This is a genomic window from Chelativorans sp. AA-79, assembly GCF_029457495.1.
In the GTDB taxonomy this organism is placed as follows: domain Bacteria; phylum Pseudomonadota; class Alphaproteobacteria; order Rhizobiales; family Rhizobiaceae; genus Chelativorans.
Genome location: NZ_CP120361.1, coordinates 4,682,093 through 4,702,815, shown reverse-complemented (window position 1 = coordinate 4,702,815; position 20,723 = coordinate 4,682,093). Strand labels below are relative to the sequence as shown.

Sequence of the window (20,723 nt, the reverse complement as noted above, 5' to 3'; positions counted from 1 at the left end):
GGCGCGGAGACTTCCGCCCACTCCGCTCAAGAAGGCGGGACCATCCACGCGGCGTCCTCTTCAGTACGCGTGGGGCATGGCGGTCAGCGCGACGAGCAACAGAGAGACTGAGACGTGCGATCATTCATCATCGTGAGACTTCTCACGTCCATTCCGGTCATTCTGGTCATTCTTCTGGTAAGTTTCGTGCTGACTCGCCTCGTTCCGGGCGACCCGATCGTCGCTCTGGTCGGTGACTACCCTGCGCCGCCTGAGTTCATCGAAGAGCGGCGCCGGGCGTTCGGCCTGGACCAGCCGATCTATCTGCAGGCGCTGATCTACTTCAAGAATCTGTTCCTTGGCGATTTCGGCTACTCGTTCGTCAATCGGCTGCCCGTGATGGAGTTGATCCTGCGGCGCGCGGCGAACACGCTGCTGTTGGTCGTCCCGAGCCTGGTCATCGGGTCGATCGTCGCAGTGTTGCTGGCTTCGATGGCCATCCGCCGCCCAGGTGGACGCCTCGACACTGGATTGACCTCGTTGATCTTGTTCGTCGACTCCATTCCGATCTTCTGGGTCGGGCAAGTCTTCATCATCGTCTTTGCGGTCCAGTTGGGGCTGTTCCCGGTTCAGGGCATGTTCAACATCCGGGCGATCGGTTCGAATGTCGTTCTGGACTTTCTTTGGCACTGGGCTTTGCCTGGATCGATCGTCAGCACCTTCGCCATGGTCGCTATTGCCCGCGTCGCCCGCGTGAGCATGATCGAGGTTTCGCGCCTCGACTTCATCACCACCGGCATGGCGAAGGGTCTCAGCAAGCGGCGCGTGTTCTTCCGCCACATCATGCCGAATGCGATGATCCCGGTCATCGCCGTCATCGGCTATAGTTTTGGGCAGGCGCTGACGAGCTCGTTCATGATCGAAGCGGTCTTCGGCTGGCCAGGGATCGGTGAGTTGTTTCTAAGGTCTGTCGGGTCGCGTGACTATCCCGTCCTGCAGGGGATCTTTCTGCTCACAGCCACCCTTGTGGTCCTGTCGAACCTGTTTAGCGACATCCTCTCTTCGCTAATGGACCCGAGGATCGAATATGGCCGCTAAGACTTCGCCGCGTCGGCTGCAAGCCTTGAAGAGCAGCAGGATTCTCCAACTAGGCCTGGCCTTGTCTTGCCTGCTGCTGTTTGCGGGTATTTTCGGCCCATCGCTGCTGGTCGATCAAGGCCCGAACCAGATTTCGCAGTCGATCATGGTGCCGCCTTCCGTCGACTTCCTGTTCGGGACGGATGAGCTGGGGCGAAGCGTGCTGACCCAGATCGTCTACGGCGTGAGGACGTCGCTCGTCGTGGGTATTGCGGCGGCGGCGACGGCCATGACACTCGGTGTCGTGATGGGGGCCGTAAGCGGCTATTTCGGCGGCAGGGTCGATTCGATCGTTTCGCGCATCACCGAGACCTTCCAGGTGATGCCGACCTTCGTCCTGGCCGCGCTTGTGGTCGCCATGGCGGGTACGGGCATGCTCAAGGTGATCTTCATCATCGCGATCTTGGCGTGGCCGCAATCCGCCCGCGTGATGCGCGCGCAGGTCATGAAGATGAAGTCGATGGAATTCGTGGACGCGCTGCGATGTCTCGGCATTCCGGAGCGCAAGATCCTCTGGAACGAGATCCTGCCGAACGCCATCCCCCCGGTCATTCCTGTGGGGACGCTGGTGATCGGACAGGCGATCCTGTTGGAAGCCGCGCTGGCCTTCTTCGGCCTGACCTCGCCTGAGGTGGCGAGCTGGGGCCGCCTGCTGACGTCCGGGCAGCAGTATTTCTACTTTGCGTGGTGGCTGACGGTATTCCCCGGTCTGGCGATCGTGATCACCGTGCTGACGTTCAATCTCGTTGGTGACGCATTGAACGAGACGTTCAATCCGCGGTCGGGGCACGCCTGATGGAAACCACTCCAGTCCTGCATCTGAAAGATCTGAGCGTCGCCTTTCGGGGTGTGCGCGTTGTCAAGGGCGTGACGCTGACTGTGCCGCCCGGCGAGGCCGTAGGCATCATCGGCGAGACGGGATCGGGAAAGTCGACGGTTGCCCGCGCCATCCTCGGCCTTCTGCCGGAAGAGACTGCCGATATCCGCTTCTCCGAGTACCAGGTGGAGGGACAGCCCGTCACACGCGCGGCGATCCCCTCGCTGCGGGGCGGCAAGATCGCCATGATCTTCCAGGATCCGCTGAGCTACCTCAACCCGATCATGCGCATCGACAAGCAGATCGCGGAATCGGTTCGCCTTCACGGCAAAGACGAGAATGTCGATCGCCGGGTCGACGAGTTGCTCGATCTCGTTCGGCTGCCGGTCGCGCGCAAAAGCTCCTATCCGCACGAACTGTCGGGCGGCATGCGGCAGCGCGTGCTGATCGCGATCGCGATCGCCTGCCGCCCGCGCTTGCTCATCGCCGACGAGCCCACAACGGCGCTCGACGTCACGACGCAGACCAAGGTGCTGGAACTGCTGCATGACATCCGCAAGGCGTTCAACACTTCCATACTCCTGATCTCGCATGACCTCGGTGTCATCAGCACGCTCTGCGAGAAGGTCTATGTTATGCGCCAGGGCGAATTTCTGGAATCCGGGTCGATCGACGGCGTGTTCGGCAATCCCCAGAACGCCTACACCGCGTCGCTGCTGGAGGCCGATCGGCTGTCTCGAGACGAGAGCGGGCGGTTCAAGATCTTCGAGGGCGATCAGACATGGTAGAGGGCATGTCGCCGGGCGCAGAAGCGGGAACAGCTCCGATCCTTGGGCTGCACGACATCTCCAAGAAATACTACACCCGCGAAGGCGACGCGTTCTACGCGCTAAAAGGGGTGTCGCTCGACGTGCTGCCCGGCGAGACGATGGCGCTGGTGGGCGAGAGCGGGTCGGGCAAGTCGACCCTGGCGAGGATGGCGCTGAACCTCGCCAAGCCTGACACGGGCTGGGTTGAGCTCGCCGGTCATCGGACCTCGGAGATGAACGCCCGCCAGTTGAAGCCGCTGCGGTCCAAGATACAGCCGGTATTCCAGGATTCGAGCGCCACCTTCAATCCGCGCCGGACGGTGCGGCAAATCCTTGTGCAGGCCATGCGCTCGACGCAGGATATAGGGAATGCCGAGGTCGAGAAACGCTCCAACACGATCCTGGAGCAGATGAGCCTGCGACCGGCGCAGCAGATCCTGGATCGCTTCCCGCACGAGCTGAGCGGCGGTCAGCGGCAGCGGCTGAACATCGCCCGCGCGATCTGCGTGAGCCCCAGCATCATCGTGGCGGATGAGCCGCTCTCAGGTGCCGATGTGTCCATCCGAGGAAAAGTCCTGAACCTCCTGCAGGAGATCCAGGACCGGACAGGGGTCGCCTACCTGTTCATCACGCACGATATCGCCGTGGCCCAGGCATTCGCCAAACGGATCGCGGTGATGCATGAAGGCATGATCGTTGAATATGGCCGCGCAGAGGAAGTCGTCGAAAATCCGAAACATTCTTATACGAGAATGCTGATTGAATCGGCGTTGTTGGGTCGGTCCCACCTCGAAGCGCTGCGGCAAGTACAGGAAAGACATGGCTGAATGCCTGCCGCTCAAGCCACCGCGCGGGTGGCGTAAGCCAGATACGTTCGTCGGGGATGGCAGTTATTAAACCTTGGCAGCGTCGCTCTCAATGACTGATATGGTGAAGGGTTTCGGGTGCCGGCAGGCGTACGAAAGCCTCTCATGCAGGAACCCGCGGGCCACGGTCGATGGCTGTGGGGATTCGGTGTTCGGCTGATGTCGGCGATGGCGCTATCGCTGCTGAGAAGTGCCGGCATGGATGCCGACAAGCCACGCCGTTGCACCTCGGCATGAGACTGTCGGCCCGTCACTCGACCGCGTGCGATCATGGCGTTGCCGATCATAGCGAATGACGCAGACAGGCCCGTTGCCGAAGGCGCAGGCTGCGGCTGATGTCTGGACCATGCCATGCCGGGTCATGGAGCGGTCTCCCGGTTTGTTGCCGTCGCTTCCGGCGGTCCGCGCGGCTGCCTCCACCGTTCGAACACCTCGATGACGATCATGCACCCGCCACAGCAGGAGCATGCCGGCCGGAAGTCCTCCGGTTCGCCTAACGTGTCGTCATCGGGTGGTGCGGCGACGTCCAGCACTTCGCGGGTGAGCGCAGGCTGGCCTTGCGGGCGGAGCCGGCGAGCAGACCGTAGTGCCGGATGCGATGGAAGCCGCGCGGCAGGACATGAAGCAGGAAGCGGCGGATAAACTCGTCGGCCGCCGGCGTCATGACCTGCTGCCGGTCCTCGCCGTTGCGGTGGTAGTCCTTGTAGCGGAAAGTGACGCCGCTCTCGTCGAAGGCGATCAGGCGGCTGTTCGAGATGGCGACCCGGTGGGTGTAGCGTGAGAGGTAGATGAGCACGGCCTCCGGTCCCGCGAACGGCGCCTTGGCGTGGACCACCCCGCGCTTGGTCCGGACCGGTGCCAGCTGGCGCAGGAATGCCTGCCGCTCGGCGAGGTGTTCGATCGACCCGAAGAAGGCGAGCCGATCCGGATCGTGGAGCGCGAGCAGCCGGGTCAGAAACAGCCGTCGGAACGGTGCTCCGAGCACGCGCACCGGGAGCAGATAGGCCGGTCGCGACGATACCCATCGACTTCCGCCCGGGGCAATGCCGCCGCCCGGCGCGATCATGTGGACGTGCGGATGGTGCGTCGTCGCCGATCCCCAGGTGTGGAGCACGGCGGTGATGCCGATGCGCGCGCCGAGGTGCTTCGGATCGGCGGCGATGGTCAGCATCGTCTTCGATGCCGCCTTGAACAGCAGGTCATGGACGAGCGCCTTGTTCTGGAGTGCGATGTCGGCGACCTCAGCAGGCAGCGTGAACACGACGTGGAAATAGCCGACCGGCAGGAGGTCGGCCTTTCGCTCGGCAAGCCATGCCCGCGCCGCCGCACCCTGGCACTTCGGGTAATGCCGGTTACGGCAGGAGTTGTAGGCGATCCGCCACTGGCCGCAGTCCTCGCAGGCCTCGACGTGACCGCCGAGGGCCGCGATGCGGCAATGCTCGGTCGCCGACATGACCTTGAGCTGCTGTAAGCTCAGGTGACCTGCATGGGCGCGCCGGTATGCGGGCCCGGCAGAACGGAAGAGCCGAGGCCCCGCATGAGCATGTCGTGCTGCGTGCGCTGGCGAAGCGGCGAGATCGGTGCACCGGTAGGCGGGATAACCATGGCGAGTTCCTCTCGTTGAAGGGAACTCCATGGCCAGATCAGGTCGGTGGCCGCTCAAAGTTCAAGACTATCACGCCACCTCACCACCCGCGCCCTTCCCGCGTAGCGGGTTCGCGCACGAGGGCGCGAACCGGTCATCCGCGGGTCCTCTGCGGAGGTCGAGTTTGGGTCAACTCGGCCGGGGCGATGTTGTTACTCTGCGTGCTCCAGCGTAGGAGGTAAAGCGAGAGGGTATCGAGTCTAGGGAGCGCCACCGTCCTTCCACACACCGCAACCTGCCGCATTTTGCCCTTCGTTGCCCTGCGTATCGAAAGCTTGAGGCCAAGCTTGTGTCATGGCTCCACATCGCGGAAAGCACCGCCAATATCCTTGCGGAGCTTGAACGGGCGTGGCCCCACCCAATCCCCATTTGAATTGGCGGTTACTGTGCGAATGGTTCTGCAGGTGCAGTCTTCCTATGCATCATCACCGGAAGTTTGGTGAATGCATTTTCCTCGGCCTGGAGAATTCCATCGAGATCGCCAATGACCGTTCTGGCGAACGGCCGCCCGCCTGTAGAACTCTTCCCCATCGCAGTGATCCGGCTTAGATTAGAGCTGCAGGATCTCGCTGTTGAACGGCTGGCGGCCGGTGCTCCGCACCGTCAGGCATTTTTGGCCAGACGGAACAGATGCTCCTTGGGAATTGTCTCGTTTCCGAGCTCGACCAGCTTTTGCACTAGGTCGGCCTCTCGCAAAGGTCTGCGGGGGTCGCCAAGGGGTGGATCAATATGGGCACTACATTTCCCGCCGCGCGACGATACCGCCACGCGCCCCGGCGTACGATTTGGAAAGGCGCCTGCGAACTCTCCGGAATATTCTATGCTGATCCGAGCCGCGAGATCGAGGACCTGCGGGTCGGCCAAGCTCTCCGGCCTCAGGGGGCGGAAAGCCGCCGCACCGCCAACGCGGCCGCGAAAGGCAGGGAGAATTGCGCATCCTCGAGCGAGATGGGAGCGATGCTGTTAGGGAGCTTCGACGCTTCCGAAAAAATCTCCACATGCAGGGATTCGATGGAGAAGGGATCGATCGGACATCCTGCCGGAACTGCAGGATGGCGTCGATGACGGGATGCGTGTAGCGGCAGGAGGCATAGGGCTTCAGATAGGTCTCGGTGATCAGCCAGCGCGTTGTCAGGCCCCGGAGGATCGCTGCGATGTCGTCGTTGGTCCGGATGGGCAGGAAGCGCCGCCGGCGGGGTCGGATTCACGGCGGAGCGCCATATTGATCGGCGAAGTCGTCCTTGCGCCGGCGGACGCATTCCGCTCTAGTTCGGCTCCCAGGGGCAGGTCCTGTACTGCCTCGAGGGATGATTCTTGATCCGCAGGGAGGAGGAAACATGATCATCGTCACCGGAGGCAGCGGCAAGGCCGGGCGTGCCTGCGTCCGCGATCTGATGGAGCATGGCTACGAGGTCACGTCGATCGACATGGTGCCGGCGGCGGATCCGAATACACGCTTCAGCCGCGCCGATCTCACCGATTTCGGCCAAGCGGTGGCTGCCTTGTCGATGATCGACGAGCGCGTCTCCAAGGTCACCGGTGTCGTGCATCTTGCGGCGATCCGCGCGCCGGGGCTGGCGCCCAACCATGTGACTTTCGCCACCAACACCGTCTCGACCTACAACATCTTCGAGGCGGCGCGGCAACTCGGCATCAGGAACGTGGTCTGGGCTTCCAGCGAGACGGTCTACGGCATTCCCTATGCTAACGGACCGGCCTATGTCCCGGTCGACGAGGAAATCGAGCGGCCGGAGAGCGCCTATTCGCTGTCCAAGCTGGTGAGCGAGAAGATGGCCGAGCAGTTCTGCCGCTGGAATCCGGAAACGAAGATCGTTGGCCTCAGGCTTTCGAACGTCATGGACCCGGAGGACTATCAGCGCTTCGCCGGCTTCGACCGGGACCCCCGCTCGCGCCATTGGAACCTGTGGACCTATATCGACGCGCGGGATGCCGCACAGGCGATGCGGCTGGCGCTGGAAGCGAAGCTCACCGGCGCGCATGTCTTCGGGATTGCCAACGCCGACTCCGTCATGAGCCGGCCGAACGGCGAACTCCTCGACGAAGTATTCCCCGGCGCCGAGCGCAAGCGCCCTATCGAAGAACACGAGTCGCTCATCTCCATCGAAAAGGCGCGGAAGATGCTCGGCTATGAACCGCAGCACTCCTGGCGCAAGTACGTGAACACGAAATAGCTGCGCAGCGGAGCGGCCGGAAACCGCTTAGTTGTGCCCCAGCACCGGGTGCGGGCGGTAAGGTTCCTCCAGACGTTTCACCTCATCCTCGTCGAAGGTGAGCTCGAGCGCCGCCGCAGCTGTCTCCAGATGTTCGATACGGCTGGCGCCGATAATGGGTGCAGTGACGCCGGGGCGGGAGAGGAGCCAGGCTAGCGCCACCTGCGCGTTCGGAACGCCGCGCTTTCCCGCCACCTCCGTCACGCTGTCGATCACCGCATTGTCCTCGTCGCTGTAGAGCCTCTGGCCGATGGCGTCGGTCTGGGCGCGCAGCGTGGCGTCCCGCTCCTCGCGCGGGCGGGCGAGGCGTCCGCGGGCGAGCGGACTCCAGGGGATGACGCCGATGCCCTCCGACCGGCAGAGCGGGATCATCTCGCGCTCCTCTTCGCGATAGAGCAGGTTGTAGTGGTTCTGCATGGTCACGAAGCGGCTCAAGCCAAGCTTCTCGGAGGTGGCAAGCATCTTCGCGAACTGCCAGGCATACATGGACGAAGCGCCGATATGGAGCGCCTTGCCGGATTTCACGACATCATCGAGCGCCTCCAGCGTCTCTTCGATCGGGGTGTCCGGATCGAAGCGGTGGATCTGGTAGAGGTCCACATAGTCGGTGCCGAGCCGCCGCAGCGAGTCGTCGATGGCGTGCATGATGTGCTTGCGCGACAGGCCGCGCAGGTTGGGGTCGTCGCCCATCGGGTTGAAGACCTTCGTTGCGATGACCAGCCGGTCGCGCGACGGGCCGTATTTCTTCAGAAGCCGGCCGGTGATCTCCTCGCTGACCCCGAGCGAATAGACATCCGCCGTATCGAAGAAATTGATGCCGAGGTCGATAGCACGCTTGATGATGGGGCCGGCTTCGTCCTCTTCCAGCACCCATTCGCGCCACGCCTTCGAACCATAGGTCATCATGCCCAGGCAGAGGCGGGAGACAGTCGTGCCCGTGGAACCAAGTCTGGTGAACTGCATAGAACTGCTCCCCTGCATGATGGATTGGATCGAAGGGCCCGCCGTTCGGCCCGGTCTTGCTGATGTTGGCACCGCGGAGCGCGAGCGGCAAGCCTGCATCTTCCCTTATGGTCCGGCGGGGCCGCGCTTAGAGATAGAGTGCGGCCATCTCTGCCTTTGTCTCCCGACTGCTTGAGAGTTGCAGGCAGTCCAGCATGCGCCTCACGCCTTCACGCAGAGGGATGGTGTGAGCGAGGCCGAGTGAGGATTGCAGCGCCGTGTCCCCGCAGCGGAAAAAGGCGCCTTCCGGTTTGTCGGTCATGCCGGAGATTTTCGGATGCCAGCCGATCTCTTCACCCACGAGTTGGGCAAAGGCGATGAAGGATGTGGCGATACCCGTCGAAAGATTGAGGCTGCTGCCGGTGGGGAGGGTTCGAAATGTCTTCCAGATGAACCCGACGCAGTCTTCGATATGGATGAAGTCCCGGCACTGATGGCCGCTTCCCCACACGAAAACCTCCTCCGCGCCCTTGTCGTCCAGGAGCCGCTTGCAGATCGCGGGAAAGGGATATGAAAGGTCCTGGTCTTCGCCATAGCCGCTGAAGGGGCGGTAGGCGACGGCCTCCCCGCCATATCTCTCCACATAGAGCTTCATGAGATATTCGCCGGTGAGCTTGGACCAGCCATAGCTCAAATCCGGGGTGCCCAGCGGCTTGGAGAAGTCGATCATGTCTTCGGTGAGCCTGCGCCGGTTGCCTGCGCTCTGCAGGCAGATAGGGTAGGCGGCGCTGGAACTGAAATAGACGATGCGGCCGGGCCTCGTCCGGGCGGCCCACCGCCACATGCCGGAATCGATCGCCAGGTCCTCGGCCACACAGAGGGCGTGGCTCTCCAGATTGATGCGCCCGCCGACGATGGCGGCCAGGTGGAACACGTAGTCGAAGCACGCGTCCGAGCCGTCGAAGAACTGCCTGCAATCCTGCTCCACGAAGGAGAAGGCGCCCCGTGATGGAAGGAGCCAGAGGTCCGGATGCCGGGCGCCGGTGTCGGCGACCAGCGGGTCGACGCAGACCACGTCGAGACCTTCCGCCAGCAGCTTGGCGCAGAGATGGCGCCCCACGAAGCCTGCACCCCCGGTCACCAATGCACGCGCCATGTCCGCCCCTACTGGCTTATGAAACGGGTTTTGCCCGTGTAGATATCGACGATCCTTCCAGACCACTCGCTCCAGGTCGGAGCGATCTTCCTGGCATAGGCGAAGGCGCCATCGCTTAAGTGCCGCACGAGGTCGTCGCTGCGCATGAGAGCGATCTTTTCAGCCAATGATTGTGCGTTCCCGCTCTCGAAAACCAGTCCGGCACCGTTGCGCGCGATCTCTTCCGCGATAAGAGCATTGCTGCTGACGATGACGGGAATCCCGCACATCAGGGCTTCCGCGGCCACGAGGCCGTAGGGCTCCGGCATTCGGGACGGCATGATGACATAGCGCGTTTCGGAGGCGATCCTGGCCACCTCGTCGTCTTCCAGCCAGCCTGCCACCCAGCAATGGGGGAGCGCCTGGCGGATTTCCCGAAGCAGCGGGCCCTGGCCGATGAGCGTGGCCGGGCTGCCGGTGGCGTTCAGGGCCTCGGCCAGCGTGCGCACGCCCTTTTCCCAGGTCATCCGTCCGAGATAGAGGATCCGGTCGTTGTCCCAGGCTCTCACCCGGCCATTGCGTGACAGGGGTTCGGCGGGGGTCCTGAGCGTCAGGAAATTGCGGAAGGGCCCCGCTCGCAGATAGGGCTCCATGGCCTCATGCGCGAGAATGACGCCGATGCGGCTCCAGAAAGCCTCGCCGGCGCCTTGCTGGGTAAGGGACCGGGCGAAGCGCCACAGCTTGTGGAGATAGTTTCGCTTGTCGCAATTGCTGGCGAGGCACGACATGGAAAGGGGCTTCACATGGCAGATATCGCCCCTCTGGTAATTGACATAGCCGCCATTCGGGCAGGTCAGGAAGAAGTCGTGCGTCGTCAGCACGACATTGGCCCGGTGCCTGGCGAGGGCGTGGAAGATCGAAGGCGAGAGGATCTGCGACCAGCCGTGGACATGGACGATCATGTCCTGCGACCCGCCGGAAAGGAGCCTCCCCAGCGCCCTGTAGGCGCGCCCGTTGAAGTTCCTGCTGAACACGTCTCCCGGATGCGCGCCCTCCCGCAGCGGCTTTTCGCCCAGGGCCTCCACCTGCACCTGCGGGAACCGCGCTCGAATGCCGGCTCCGTCGTCGCCGACGAGCGCCGTACACTCCATGCCTGCTGAAGTCGCTGCTTCGATGCAGCGCATCGCCACTTTTGTGGCGCCACCCCATACCGTCGATACGTCATTGATGACCAAAAGGCGCAATGGATTCCCCCCGCATGGCGATCGCGCACGCACAAGCCGGCACGCAGCCGATCGCTTTGCCGATTAAATGCGCCGCGGCAGCGCGAGCTCAACCTGTCATTTTGGATTATGGTGGTGGAGGTGCGCGGGCGTTCCGCTTCACCCTGTCAAGTACTCACTTCAGGCGCGCGACCGGAGTTCCTAAGGTATCGCTGCGATCACCAGGAACACGCCGAAAATGACCATATGAACGCCCCCCTGCAGCACCGTGGTGCGCCCGGTGGCCAGGGTGAGGGTGCTGGCGAAGAGCGTGAGGATGAGCAGCACCATCTCCTCGTCTTCAAGCCCCAGTGTCAGAGGCATGCCGATCAGCAGCGATGTGATCGCGACGGTTGGGATCGTCAGCCCGATGCTGGCCAGCGCCGAGCCGAGCGCGAGGTTCAGGCTGGTCTGCAGCCGGTTCATCCGTGAAGCACGGAACGCTGCAAGCCCCTCCGGCATGAGCACGACCGCCGCTATGATCACGCCGACAAAGGCGGACGGCAGGCCGAGATGCGTCACTCCGGCCTGGATCATGGGCGACATTTCCTCCGCGAGCAGTATGACCGCGGCCAGCGCGATGACGAGCAGCACCGAACTGATGGCGACCTGCCGGGCAGGCGGCCTTGCGGTTTTGATCTCGTCCTGCGAGATATCCAGGAAATAGGCGCGGTGACGCACCGTCTGGACGAACAGGTACAGCCCGTAGAGCGCCACGGAGACGCTTGCGACGAACGCCAGCTGGGCGGGGGCGAAGACCGGACCCGGCTCTGCCAGCGTGTAGTTGGGCAGGATGAGCACAAGGGTTGCGAGCGTGCCGAGGACGCCCAGGGCTCCACTTGAGGCATGGGTATGGAAGTCCTGCTCGTAATAGCGGATCCCTCCGAAGAGCAGGCACAGCCCGACAACCCCGTTCAGAACGATCATGAAAGCCGCGAAGACCGTGTCGCGCGCGATCTCCGAGGCGGTTTCGGGCGAAGACAGCATGAGGGAGATGATGAGAGACACTTCGATCACCGTCACTGCCACCGCCAGGACGACCGAACCGAACGGTTCGCCGATGCGCGCGGCGACCACTTCCGCATGATGCACCGCCGCGAAGACGGAGCCGACCAGGACCGCGGTGCTGAGCACCGCGGCCGCCGGTCCGCCGGCTACGTGGAGATGCTGGGCGATAAGCAGTACGGCTGCGGCGAGCGGAAAGGCCCACGTCCATACGGAATGCAGTGCCGATCCGTTGTTCTGCACGCTACGGCTCTCTCGCCCGCGCAATCGGCATATCGGTCTGATGGCTTGAATGACGCAGCACAGCGGCGATCTTCCTCGCGATGCATGCACGGCCTGCCGTGCAGCGAGTGTAGAAGCGCATTTCACCTCTCCCGGTCTTCGGCGAAACCTGGAACGATCTCCAGCCGAAAGCGACCGCATATTGCCTAGAAGCCATCTATATCACTGTACTTTATCGCAAATTCGCGCTTGATCAACATTGCCGCCGGTCGAGTGCGGAATGTGCAGCGCTGCTGTCCGGCAGTCGAACTCAGGGGCTCGTGGGAGAAGGGAAAAGCTCCGTTCCCTTTGCAAGATGGTATGCCGCAAGGCCGATCCACTCGTGAGCGGCGAGATCGGCGAGGTAGAGCCCGACGGCGATGGAGGGTGCCGGGCGCTGCACGTCGGACGGCCGGGTCAGGTAGTCCACCGGATATGGCGTGATCGGAAAGCCTGCGGCGCGGAAGCAGGCGACCGCCCTTGGCATGTGGAAGGCCGAAGTGATGAGCAGCCACGAGTCTCCCGGTTGCGGGTTTGCCACGGCCTTGCTCTGCACGGCGTTTTCGCAGGTGTTGCGCGAGCGCTCCTCAAGGTCGATACGCTGCTCCGGGATGCCGATATCGACGAGCAGATCGCGTGCGAGGCGGGCCTCGGTCGCCTCATGCGCGGGAACCAGGTCGGCTATCCCGCCCGAAAGGACGATCCTGGCGTCCGGGTGGGCCCGGCTGATCTCCGCCGCCTTCGTGAGCCGCTCGCCGGCATCGGTCAGCGCGATGGTCCGGCGGTCGGTCGAGATGTCGGTGTCGATCTCCCCGCCGAGCACGACGAGACCCGTCACGTCGCGGGGGGGGCGTGTGGGCGGGAACCGCTCCTCCAGCGCGATGAGGGCTGCGCTTCCAATGGGCAGCCAACCTACCGCCAAAAGCAGCACGGCCGCAGCCGCCAGGAAAAGCCCCGCCGCCTTCCGTCGCCGGAGAACGAACAGCAGGAGCCCGATCAGAGCCAGCAGCCCTATGAGATTGGATGGCGCCGTGAACGCGGCGAAAAGCTTCGAAAGAACAAAGAACATGGGGCGACTCCCCGATACGGGCCGGTGCGTTGCCTCAGCAGATCCTGCATAACACCGTCCTTTTATCTCAGCGCCAAGACGAGGGATTGTCCTCCATTCGGGCATTTTGCCTGAAATCAGACGTATGCCCGCCTATCGGGCCGCGAACATTCGCGACACCTGCTCTTTCGCGAGGGCGATGCCTTCCTCCAGTGTCATGCCCTTGGCGAGCCCGCCGGTGATGCCGCTTGCGAGCAGGCAACCCGAACCGCGCAGCGTGGTGTTTGCCCGGGGGGCGTCGAAGCGCAGGGGAGCCTCTCCGCGCCGAAGCAGGATGTCCGTGGATTTCTCCCGTTCCGGCGCATGGCCGCCCTTGACGAGCAGCGCTTGACAGCCGGTTTCAAGGAGGGCTTCGCCTTGGCGGAGAGCCGCTTCCTCGTCTTCTGCCGGCCTTGCATTCGCCAGCACGGCAAGTTCGGGCCAGTTCGGCGTGGCGAGCCGGCAAAGCGGTAGGAGGCCGCGTTTCAGCACCGCGATCGCCTCCTTTTCCAAAAGGATGCCGCCGGAAGAGGAGACGAGTACCGGGTCGAGCACGACGGGGATATGCGCGTGCTCGCGAAGGACGGACGCGACCGCCTCCACCGTGCCTTTCGTGGCCAGCATGCCGATCTTGACCGCGCCGGTCGGCTCCGCTTCCAAGGCCGCGGTCATCTGCGCGGCCACCAGCGCAGAGGAAATGGGCTCCACCGCCGCGACACGATCGTGCGTCTGGGCGGTGACGGCGGTGACGGCCACCGAGGCGCGAACGCCGAACGCGGAAAGCGCCTCCACGTCGCGGGAGAGCCCCGCTCCCCCGGAGGAGTCGGTGCCGGCGACCACCAGCACCCGCGGCCGCATGGTCATGTCCCGCCTGTCCGCCAGGGAGCGGTGGCGCTTATCCACTCCCGCGTGCGCGCTTCCGGGTCGGGATTTCGCAGCACGTCGGTAACGACCGCGGCCGAGTCCGCGCCCCGCTCGAACACGCCGGGGATGCGCTCCGGCGTCAGGCCGCCGATGGCGACGAGCGGCAGCGGTGCCGCCCGCGCCTTCCAGTCGGCGATTCGCTCCAGCCCCTGCGGCGCCCATTTCATCTTCTTGAGGATGGTCGGGTAGATCGGTCCCAGGGCGATGTAATCGGGCTCGGCGGCAAGCGCGGTCGCAAGCTCGGCATCGTCATGCGTGCTGATCCCCAGTTTCAGCCCGGCCCTCTTGATCGCGCCAAGATCGGCAGCCGCCAAATCCTCCTGGCCGAGATGGACGAAGTCGCAGCCCTCCTCGATGGCGAGCCGCCAATAGTCGTTGACGATGAGCTGGCACCCCTGCCGTGCACAGATATCCCGTGCCCGGCCGATATCCGCACGGAGCCCCGCCTCGTCCATGTCCTTGATGCGAAGCTGCACGAGCTTCACCCCGAGCGGCACGAGACGTTCGATCCAGCCGGCGGAATCGACGATCAGATAGAAGGGATCGAGCTTCATGAAAACACAGCCTTGCCGATGACCGGCGTGGAAGGCACCGCCATGTCGCGCGGCTCGAGCGGACCTGCAATGAAAGCTGCATGGCCCGCCCTTACCGCCTGCGCGAAGGCAGCGGCCATCACCGCCGGGTCGCCCGCCTTGGCGACGGCGGTGTTGAGAAGCACGCCGTCATAGCCCAGCTCCATTACGGCTGCGGCATGCGAGGGCCGACCGAGCCCCGCATCCACGATGAGCGGTGTCTCCGGGAAATGGGCGCGATAGGCGCGCAGCGCATCGGGATTGACCGGCCCTTTGGCCGAACCGATGGGCGCGCACCAGGGCATCAGCACCTCGCATCCCGCCTCGATCAGCCGCTCGCCCACGACGAGATCCTCCGTCGTGTAGGGAAATACCGAAAAGCCGTCCTCCGTAAGCACGCGGGCGGCCTCGACAAGGCCGAACACGTCCGGCTGCAGCGTGTCGTGATGGCCGATCACCTCGAGCTTGATCCAGTTCGTCCCAAACACCTCGCGCGCCATCTTGGCCGTGGTCACGGCCTCCTTCACGGTGTGGCATCCCGCCGTGTTGGGCAGCACGCGCACGCCAAGCTCCCGGACGAGCGACCAGAATTGCCCGCCCGATTCCCCCTGCGCCCCCTCCCGGCGCAGCGACACGGTGACGACCGCTGCACCGGACGCCTTCGCGGCGTCCGCGAGAAGAGCGGGCGAGGGGTACTGCGCGGTACCCAGCAGCAGACGCGAAGGGAGCGCGGTTCCATAGACGGTGAGGGCCATGGTCATCCTCCCTGCCGTGGCGTCAGGATTTCCACCCGGTCGCCGTCCGAAAGCCGCGTCTCCCTGCGCTCGGTGCCGGGCACGAATTCGGAGTTCACGGCGGTGGCGAACCAGTTGCCGGCATAGCCCAGCTCCGCGGCGAGGTCGGAGAGGGTCTTTGCCTGGGTCTCAAGCGCTTGCCCGTTCACGATGAGCTTCATTGTCAGGAGCCTCGTTGGAGATGATCATTTCCGCGGCCTGCCACGCCAGCGCCGGCGCCAGGAGAAAACCGTGGCGGTGGAAGCCGTTCACGAAAAGCGTGCCGCCCAGCCGCTCGATCCGCGGCAGGTTGTTTTCGAAGGCGGGCCGCACACCGGCCGCCGCCTCCAGGATGCGCGCCTCGCCAAAGGCGGGGTGCAGCGCATAGGCGGCGTTGAGCAGTTCCATCATGGAACGTGCGGTGACCCGCCCGTCATCCGCGCTCTCGATCATGGTCGCGCCCACCATGAAGCGGCCGCCGCCGCGCGGCACGATATAAACGGGAAAGCGTGGATGGATGAGCCGTACCGGTCGGTACAGTGTCACATCCTGGGTTTCGAGAGTGAGCATCTCACCGCGCACGCCGCGCAGGCCGGGGAGGGTGGATGCCGCGGCGAAGCCGGTGCAATCGACCACACGGTCGAAGCGCTCCCCCTGCGGAGCCTCGGTCCGGCCGAACAGGAAGCGCACGCCCCTTCCCTCCAGCTTGGCCTGAAGCAGGGTCAATGCCTCGCGCGGGTGGAGATGCGCCTCCGCGGCAAAGAAGAGCCCCGTGCGGAACCGCTCCGCAAGATCGGGCTCCAGGGCCGCAATCTCTTCCGCACCAAGATGCGCATACCCCTCGGTGCGGGCAGCAAAGCGGCGGAGTTCCGCCGCATCGCGACGCGGCGCCACGACGAGCGTGCCATTGAAGCTTACGGTACCGGGCAGTACCGCTTCCCACCACCGCGCGGCGTCCTTTCCAAGCCGGACCACATCCGGCTCGGCGCTTTCCCGCTCGCAAAAAGGCGCGAGCATCCCGCCGGCGAGCCAGGAAGCGCCCCCGCCGACGGACGGGCTCTTCTCGATGACCGTGATCTCGGCACCGCGCGTCACGAGTTCATGCGCCACCGTCAGCCCCGCCACGCCCGCGCCTTTGACGAGGATACGCATCAGCGGCTCCTAGGGATAACAAGCGCGGACACGGTTGGGTCAAGCTGGCTGGAGAGGCTGGCGCCCCGTCGCGCCCCCCTCTGCCCTTCCGGGCATCTCCCCCTCGAGGGGGGAGATTGGCTGTCATCGCGCTTTTCGCTAAACGGAGGCGTTGCAGAAAGAGGTCCAGCCCAAACGGCCGGCGCGATCTCCCCCCTTGAGGGGGAGATGCCCGGCAGGGCAGAGGGGGCTATCAAAGCGACGGCTTTCCCAAGCATAGAAACCCACCCTCCGCTCAAGCGCCCCGCGTCCCTGCCGTCTCCTCCACCGGCACATAGAGATTGCCGCCCTCGCGGTACTTCTCCGCCATCGCCTCCATGCCCTCCTTCTGCGCCTCGGCGCGGATGTCGTGCGAGATCCGCATGGAGCAGAATTTCGGCCCGCACATCGAGCAGAAATGCGCCACCTTGTGCGCCTCCTTGGGCAGGGTCTCGTCGTGGAGCGCGCGCGCCGTCTCGGGGTCGAGCGACAGGTTGAACTGGTCCTCCCAGCGGAACTCGAAACGCGCCCGCGACAGCGCGTCGTCGCGCACCTTCGCCGCCGGATGGCCCTTGGCGAGGTCGGCGGCATGCGCGGCGATCTTGTAGGTGATGACACCGGTCTTCACGTCGTCGCGGTCGGGCAGGCCCAGATGCTCCTTGGGCGTCACATAGCAGAGCATGGCCGTGCCGAACCAGCCGATCATGGCAGCGCCGATGGCCGAAGTGATGTGATCGTAGCCGGGTGCGATGTCGGTCGTGAGCGGTCCGAGCGTGTAGAACGGCGCCTCGCCGCAGATCTCGAGCTGCTTGTCCATGTTCTCCTTGATCTTGTGCATGGGAACATGGCCCGGCCCCTCGATCATCACCTGGCAATCCTTTGCCCAGGCGATCTTGGTCAGCTCGCCCAGCGTCTCCAGCTCGGCGAACTGCGCCGCATCGTTGGCATCGGCGATCGAGCCGGGGCGCAGGCCGTCGCCCAGCGAGAAGGAGACGTCATAGGCGCGACAGATGTCGCAGATCTCCTCGAAATGCTCGTAGAGGAAGCTCTCCCTGTGATGCGCGAGGCACCACTTGGCCATGATGGAGCCACCGCGCGAGACGATGCCCGTCACGCGATTCACCGTCAGCGGCACATAGTGCAGCCGGACGCCGGCATGGATGGTGAAATAGTCCACGCCCTGTTCGGCCTGCTCGATGAGCGTGTCGCGGAACACCTCCCAGGTCAAATCCTCGGCGATGCCGCCCACCTTCTCCAGCGCCTGGTAGATCGGCACCGTACCGATCGGTACGGGCGAATTGCGGACGATCCATTCGCGGATGTTGTGGATGTTGCGGCCGGTGGAAAGGTCCATTACCGTGTCCGCGCCCCAGCGCGTCGCCCAGACGAGCTTCTCCACCTCCTCGGCCATGGAGGAGGTGACGGCCGAATTGCCGATATTGGCGTTGATCTTGGTGAGGAAGTTGCGGCCGATGATCATCGGTTCGGTTTCGGGGTGGTTGATGTTGGCCGGGATGATGGCGCGCCCGCGCGCCACTTCCTCGCGCACGAATTCCGGCGTCACGTAATCGGGCACCGCCGCGCCGAAGCTCTCGCCGTCGCATTCGAGTTTCTCCTTCAGCCTCTCGCGCCCGAGATTCTCGCGGATGGCGATGAACTCCATCTCCGGCGTCACGATGCCCGCCCGCGCATAGGCAAGCTGCGTTACCGCCTTGCCGTCCCTCGCCTTGAGCGGCCGGTTGCGTATGGGAAACTCCGGCGTCAGCCGGTCCCCGGAGACAAAGCCGTTGTCCTCCGGCTTGACGATGCGGCCGTCATAGCGCTCGACGTCTCCGCGCGCTTCGATCCAGGTTTCGCGCAGGCGCGGCAAGCCTTTCTCGATATCGATGGTGACGCTCGTGTCCGTGTAGGGTCCTGAGGAGTCATAGACCGTCACCGGCGGCTCGCCCGCGGTGGGATGCACGGCGATCTCGCGCAGGGGCACGCGGATCTCCGGATGAAGCGTGCCGGGCTTGTGGATCTTGCGGGAAGCGGGGAGGGGACCCGTGGTGATCTCGGGTTTAGGGTTGTTCCGGGCATCCATGGCGAGTCTCTCTGCGTTCGCGTTGGAGACCCAGTTCGTGCCGAAGGAGGGGATAAGGCTTTCCGAATGTGAAGGATATTTCCCTTCGAAGCGCGGACCGGTCGATCCCGGAAAGCCGTCGCACCATCCCTACGCCAGTATGAACTGGATCAGGTTCAAAGGGTCACCGCGCTGCCTGAGGCCAGCGATATCTCAGCCCGTTGTCCGGGCCCCCCTGGTGATAATGCAATCTTGAGGCGCGTTCGCCCTGTTTGTCAAGCGGTGTCCGGCACTGAGGAATACCGGCCGGGCCATAGGTCTTGAATCCTTGCGCGCCCGTCGGTGCGCCCTCTTGACAATCCGTGCGGTATCGGATGTTCTATTATAGCGATTGCAATTACATAACTATGTAACAAGGGAGAGGGGAATTCATGCGCTCGCTCACAATAGCTCTTCTCGTCGGTACTGCGTTTCTCGGCTTCTCCGGGGCGGGTCTCGCCCAGGAAAAGGGTGGAGTCATCAACGTCGCCACCATAGGCGAGCCGCCGACGCTCGATCCGATGACCTCGACGGCCGACCTCGTCGGTATCGTCACCCAGCATGTCTTCGAGACGCTCTACACCTTCGACGCCAACTGGGCCGTCACGCCCCTTCTCGCGGCGTCCTTGCCGGAGATCAGCGACGACGGGAAAACCTATACGATCCCGTTGCGTGAAGGCCTGACCTTCCATGACGGCTCGGCTATGGATTCCGAGGATGTGGTGGCTTCGCTGGAGCGCTGGATGCGGATCGCCACGCGCGGCAAGCAGGCCGACGAGGTGATCGAGACGATCGAGGCGGTGGATGAGTCCACGGTCCGCATCACGCTCAACAAGCCCTTCGCGCCGCTTCTGTCCCTGTTGTCCCTCAACAATTCCGCCGCGATCGTCATTCCGGCCGAGCTGGCCGGCGAGGCGGAGTTGTCGGAGATCATCGGTACCGGCCCCTACAAGCTGCAGGAACGCCAGCCGGATCAGTACATCCAGCTCGTCCGTTTCGATGATTACCAGAGCCGCGACGAGGAGCCGAACGGCTACGGCGGCGGACGCCGGCAATATGCCGACGAGATCCGCTTCATGCCGGTTCCCGATCCCAACACGCGCGTCGAAGGCGCGGTGGCCGGCCAGTTCCACTACGTCGATTCCATCCCCGTCGAGGCCTATGACCGCGTTTCGGGGGGCAAGTCGGAAGTCGTGATGCTGGCGCCCTTCGGCTGGCCAGTCTTCGTGATGAACACGAAGGAAGGGCTGAATTCCGACATCAAGATCCGCAAGGCGATCCAGGCCGCGCTTGCCCCGCACGACATGCTGCTCGCGGCCTTCGGTTCCGACAAGTTCTTCGCGGCCGAGCCAGCCATGTATCCCGAAAGCTATATCTGGCACACGGAAGCCGGAACCGAGTCCTACAAGCCCAACGGCGACCTGGAGGCTGCGCAGGCGCTCCTGAAGGAGGCGGGCTACGACGGCAAGCCGCTGCGCATCCTCACCTCGCGCCAGTACGAGTTCCACTACACCATGGCGCAGGTCGCCGCCGAATATCTGAAGGCGGCGGGCTTCGACGTGCAGCTCGACGTGGTCGAATGGGCCACGCTCACCCAGCGCCGTACGGACCCCGCGCTGTGGGACATCTACATCACCCATTCGCCTTTCCTGCCCGAGCCGTCGCTGACGGGCATCATGTCCGACTCTTCGCCCGGCTGGTGGGTCTCGGACGCCAAGCACGCCGCCCTCGACGCCTTCAACTCCGAGAGCGACCCGCAGAAGCGCGCCGAGCTCTTCGCCGACGTCCAGCGTGTGATCTACGAGGAGGTGCCCGCCTACAAGGTCGGCAACTTCAACGCGGTCGCCGCCCAGTCGCCCGAGCTGGAGGGTATGAAGCCGGCGCCCTGGCCCTATTTCTGGAACGCCTGGCTGGAGAAGGGCGAGTAGGGGAAGTGCACCGTCGGTGCTACGGCTGGGTAAGATCAATGCAAGCTTGGAAAGATTGGCGTTCGTCACACCCCCCTCT

The 20,723-nt window shown here is 64.1% G+C and carries 18 protein-coding genes, 1 pseudogene and 1 riboswitch; of the genes and pseudogenes, 6 read left to right on the top strand and 13 right to left on the bottom strand.

The features are described 5' to 3' along the window. The first annotated feature begins 114 nt into the window (after positions 1 to 114). From PVE73_RS22915 to PVE73_RS22900, 4 genes are read left to right on the top strand one after another with little or no spacing between them, the layout of a single operon-like run. Complete coding sequence (locus tag PVE73_RS22915) at positions 115 to 1,077, top strand: ABC transporter permease (RefSeq protein ID WP_346772384.1); 963 nt, start codon at positions 115 to 117, stop codon at positions 1,075 to 1,077. Then, positions 1,067 to 1,912: an ABC transporter permease gene (locus tag PVE73_RS22910; protein ID WP_277364462.1), complete on the top strand. Its 846-nt coding sequence runs from the start codon at positions 1,067 to 1,069 to the stop codon at positions 1,910 to 1,912. The genes PVE73_RS22915 and PVE73_RS22910 overlap by 11 nt, the downstream gene beginning before the upstream one ends. After that, on the top strand, positions 1,912 to 2,721 hold the full coding sequence (locus PVE73_RS22905) for an ABC transporter ATP-binding protein (RefSeq protein ID WP_277364461.1): 810 nt from the start codon (positions 1,912 to 1,914) through the stop codon (positions 2,719 to 2,721). Before PVE73_RS22910 ends, PVE73_RS22905 begins: the two co-directional genes overlap by 1 nt. A gap of 5 nt (positions 2,722 to 2,726) precedes the next feature. Continuing rightward, complete coding sequence (locus PVE73_RS22900; RefSeq protein WP_277364460.1) at positions 2,727 to 3,569, top strand: ABC transporter ATP-binding protein; 843 nt, start codon at positions 2,727 to 2,729, stop codon at positions 3,567 to 3,569. A gap of 610 nt (positions 3,570 to 4,179) precedes the next feature. Here PVE73_RS22900 and PVE73_RS22895 read toward each other — a convergent pair. Together PVE73_RS22895 and PVE73_RS22890 are read right to left on the bottom strand one after the other, a co-directional pair. Beyond that, positions 4,180 to 5,073: pseudogene (locus PVE73_RS22895) on the bottom strand (IS91 family transposase); the annotation flags it as partial. An 8-nt stretch (positions 5,074 to 5,081) separates the two neighbouring features. After that, positions 5,082 to 5,213, bottom strand: coding sequence for a hypothetical protein (locus tag PVE73_RS22890; protein WP_277367595.1), 132 nt, complete (start codon positions 5,211 to 5,213; stop codon positions 5,082 to 5,084). A gap of 1,377 nt (positions 5,214 to 6,590) precedes the next feature. Between PVE73_RS22890 and PVE73_RS22885 the strand changes: the two genes are divergently transcribed. After that, on the top strand, positions 6,591 to 7,445 hold the full coding sequence (locus PVE73_RS22885) for an NAD(P)-dependent oxidoreductase (RefSeq protein ID WP_277364459.1): 855 nt from the start codon (positions 6,591 to 6,593) through the stop codon (positions 7,443 to 7,445). Between the two features lie 27 nt (positions 7,446 to 7,472). Here PVE73_RS22885 and PVE73_RS22880 read toward each other — a convergent pair whose 3' ends face one another. From PVE73_RS22880 to thiC, 11 genes are all read right to left on the bottom strand, one after another. Next, complete coding sequence (locus PVE73_RS22880) at positions 7,473 to 8,447, bottom strand: aldo/keto reductase (RefSeq protein ID WP_277364458.1); 975 nt, start codon at positions 8,445 to 8,447, stop codon at positions 7,473 to 7,475. A gap of 127 nt (positions 8,448 to 8,574) precedes the next feature. Continuing rightward, complete coding sequence (locus tag PVE73_RS22875) at positions 8,575 to 9,582, bottom strand: NAD-dependent epimerase/dehydratase family protein (protein ID WP_277364457.1); 1,008 nt, start codon at positions 9,580 to 9,582, stop codon at positions 8,575 to 8,577. Between the two features lie 8 nt (positions 9,583 to 9,590). Then, positions 9,591 to 10,805 (bottom strand): glycosyltransferase family 4 protein, encoded by a 1,215-nt coding sequence (locus tag PVE73_RS22870; protein WP_277364456.1) that lies wholly within the window; start codon positions 10,803 to 10,805, stop codon positions 9,591 to 9,593. Between the two features lie 180 nt (positions 10,806 to 10,985). Further along, the gene (locus PVE73_RS22865; RefSeq protein ID WP_277364455.1) at positions 10,986 to 12,071 is read right to left on the bottom strand and encodes an ionic transporter y4hA; all 1,086 of its coding nucleotides are present in this window, start codon (positions 12,069 to 12,071) and stop codon (positions 10,986 to 10,988) included. A gap of 289 nt (positions 12,072 to 12,360) precedes the next feature. Further along, complete coding sequence (locus PVE73_RS22860; RefSeq protein WP_277364454.1) at positions 12,361 to 13,158, bottom strand: YdcF family protein; 798 nt, start codon at positions 13,156 to 13,158, stop codon at positions 12,361 to 12,363. A gap of 132 nt (positions 13,159 to 13,290) precedes the next feature. Further along, positions 13,291 to 14,040 (bottom strand): hydroxymethylpyrimidine/phosphomethylpyrimidine kinase, encoded by a 750-nt coding sequence (locus tag PVE73_RS22855; protein WP_277364453.1) that lies wholly within the window; start codon positions 14,038 to 14,040, stop codon positions 13,291 to 13,293. Then, on the bottom strand, positions 14,037 to 14,654 hold the full coding sequence (locus PVE73_RS22850) for a thiamine phosphate synthase (RefSeq protein WP_277364452.1): 618 nt from the start codon (positions 14,652 to 14,654) through the stop codon (positions 14,037 to 14,039). Before PVE73_RS22850 ends, PVE73_RS22855 begins: the two co-directional genes overlap by 4 nt. Next, on the bottom strand, positions 14,651 to 15,427 hold the full coding sequence (locus tag PVE73_RS22845; RefSeq protein WP_277364451.1) for a thiazole synthase: 777 nt from the start codon (positions 15,425 to 15,427) through the stop codon (positions 14,651 to 14,653). Before PVE73_RS22845 ends, PVE73_RS22850 begins: the two co-directional genes overlap by 4 nt. A gap of 2 nt (positions 15,428 to 15,429) precedes the next feature. Further along, positions 15,430 to 15,627 carry a sulfur carrier protein ThiS gene (thiS, locus tag PVE73_RS22840; RefSeq protein ID WP_277364450.1) on the bottom strand — a complete coding sequence of 66 codons (198 nt, stop codon included), beginning with the start codon at positions 15,625 to 15,627 and terminating at the stop codon, positions 15,430 to 15,432. Further along, entirely contained in the window at positions 15,596 to 16,597 is a 1,002-nt protein-coding gene (thiO, locus tag PVE73_RS22835; RefSeq protein ID WP_277364449.1) for a glycine oxidase ThiO, read from the bottom strand. Before thiO ends, thiS begins: the two co-directional genes overlap by 32 nt. 274 nt (positions 16,598 to 16,871) lie before the next feature. Continuing rightward, positions 16,872 to 18,698 carry a phosphomethylpyrimidine synthase ThiC gene (gene thiC, locus PVE73_RS22830; protein ID WP_277364448.1) on the bottom strand — a complete coding sequence of 609 codons (1,827 nt, stop codon included), beginning with the start codon at positions 18,696 to 18,698 and terminating at the stop codon, positions 16,872 to 16,874. A 108-nt stretch (positions 18,699 to 18,806) separates the two neighbouring features. Further along, positions 18,807 to 18,924, bottom strand: a riboswitch (TPP riboswitch). A gap of 184 nt (positions 18,925 to 19,108) precedes the next feature. Between thiC and PVE73_RS22825 the strand changes: the two genes are divergently transcribed. Then, a complete protein-coding gene (locus PVE73_RS22825) occupies positions 19,109 to 20,644 on the top strand; it encodes an ABC transporter substrate-binding protein (RefSeq protein WP_277364447.1) in 1,536 nt (511 codons plus the stop codon). The last annotated feature ends 79 nt before the right edge of the window (positions 20,645 to 20,723 follow it).

Bases quoted from the DNA above. Each gene is read 5' to 3' on its own strand.
- PVE73_RS22910 (WP_277364462.1), top strand. From the start codon at position 1,067: ATGGCCGCTAAGACTTCGCCGCGTCGGCTGCAAGCCTTGAAGAGCAGC.
- PVE73_RS22905 (WP_277364461.1), top strand. From the start codon at position 1,912: ATGGAAACCACTCCAGTCCTGCATCTGAAAGATCTGAGCGTCGCCTTT.
- PVE73_RS22900 (WP_277364460.1), top strand. From the start codon at position 2,727: ATGTCGCCGGGCGCAGAAGCGGGAACAGCTCCGATCCTTGGGCTGCAC.
- PVE73_RS22890 (WP_277367595.1), bottom strand. From the start codon at position 5,213: ATGGTTATCCCGCCTACCGGTGCACCGATCTCGCCGCTTCGCCAGCGC.
- PVE73_RS22885 (WP_277364459.1), top strand. From the start codon at position 6,591: ATGATCATCGTCACCGGAGGCAGCGGCAAGGCCGGGCGTGCCTGCGTC.
- PVE73_RS22880 (WP_277364458.1), bottom strand. From the start codon at position 8,447: ATGCAGTTCACCAGACTTGGTTCCACGGGCACGACTGTCTCCCGCCTC.
- PVE73_RS22875 (WP_277364457.1), bottom strand. From the start codon at position 9,582: ATGGCGCGTGCATTGGTGACCGGGGGTGCAGGCTTCGTGGGGCGCCAT.
- PVE73_RS22860 (WP_277364454.1), bottom strand. From the start codon at position 13,158: ATGTTCTTTGTTCTTTCGAAGCTTTTCGCCGCGTTCACGGCGCCATCC.
- PVE73_RS22855 (WP_277364453.1), bottom strand. From the start codon at position 14,040: ATGACCATGCGGCCGCGGGTGCTGGTGGTCGCCGGCACCGACTCCTCC.
- PVE73_RS22850 (WP_277364452.1), bottom strand. From the start codon at position 14,654: ATGAAGCTCGATCCCTTCTATCTGATCGTCGATTCCGCCGGCTGGATC.
- PVE73_RS22845 (WP_277364451.1), bottom strand. From the start codon at position 15,427: ATGGCCCTCACCGTCTATGGAACCGCGCTCCCTTCGCGTCTGCTGCTG.
- thiS (WP_277364450.1), bottom strand. From the start codon at position 15,627: ATGAAGCTCATCGTGAACGGGCAAGCGCTTGAGACCCAGGCAAAGACC.
- thiO (WP_277364449.1), bottom strand. From the start codon at position 16,597: ATGCGTATCCTCGTCAAAGGCGCGGGCGTGGCGGGGCTGACGGTGGCG.
- thiC (WP_277364448.1), bottom strand. From the start codon at position 18,698: ATGGATGCCCGGAACAACCCTAAACCCGAGATCACCACGGGTCCCCTC.
- PVE73_RS22825 (WP_277364447.1), top strand. From the start codon at position 19,109: ATGCGCTCGCTCACAATAGCTCTTCTCGTCGGTACTGCGTTTCTCGGC.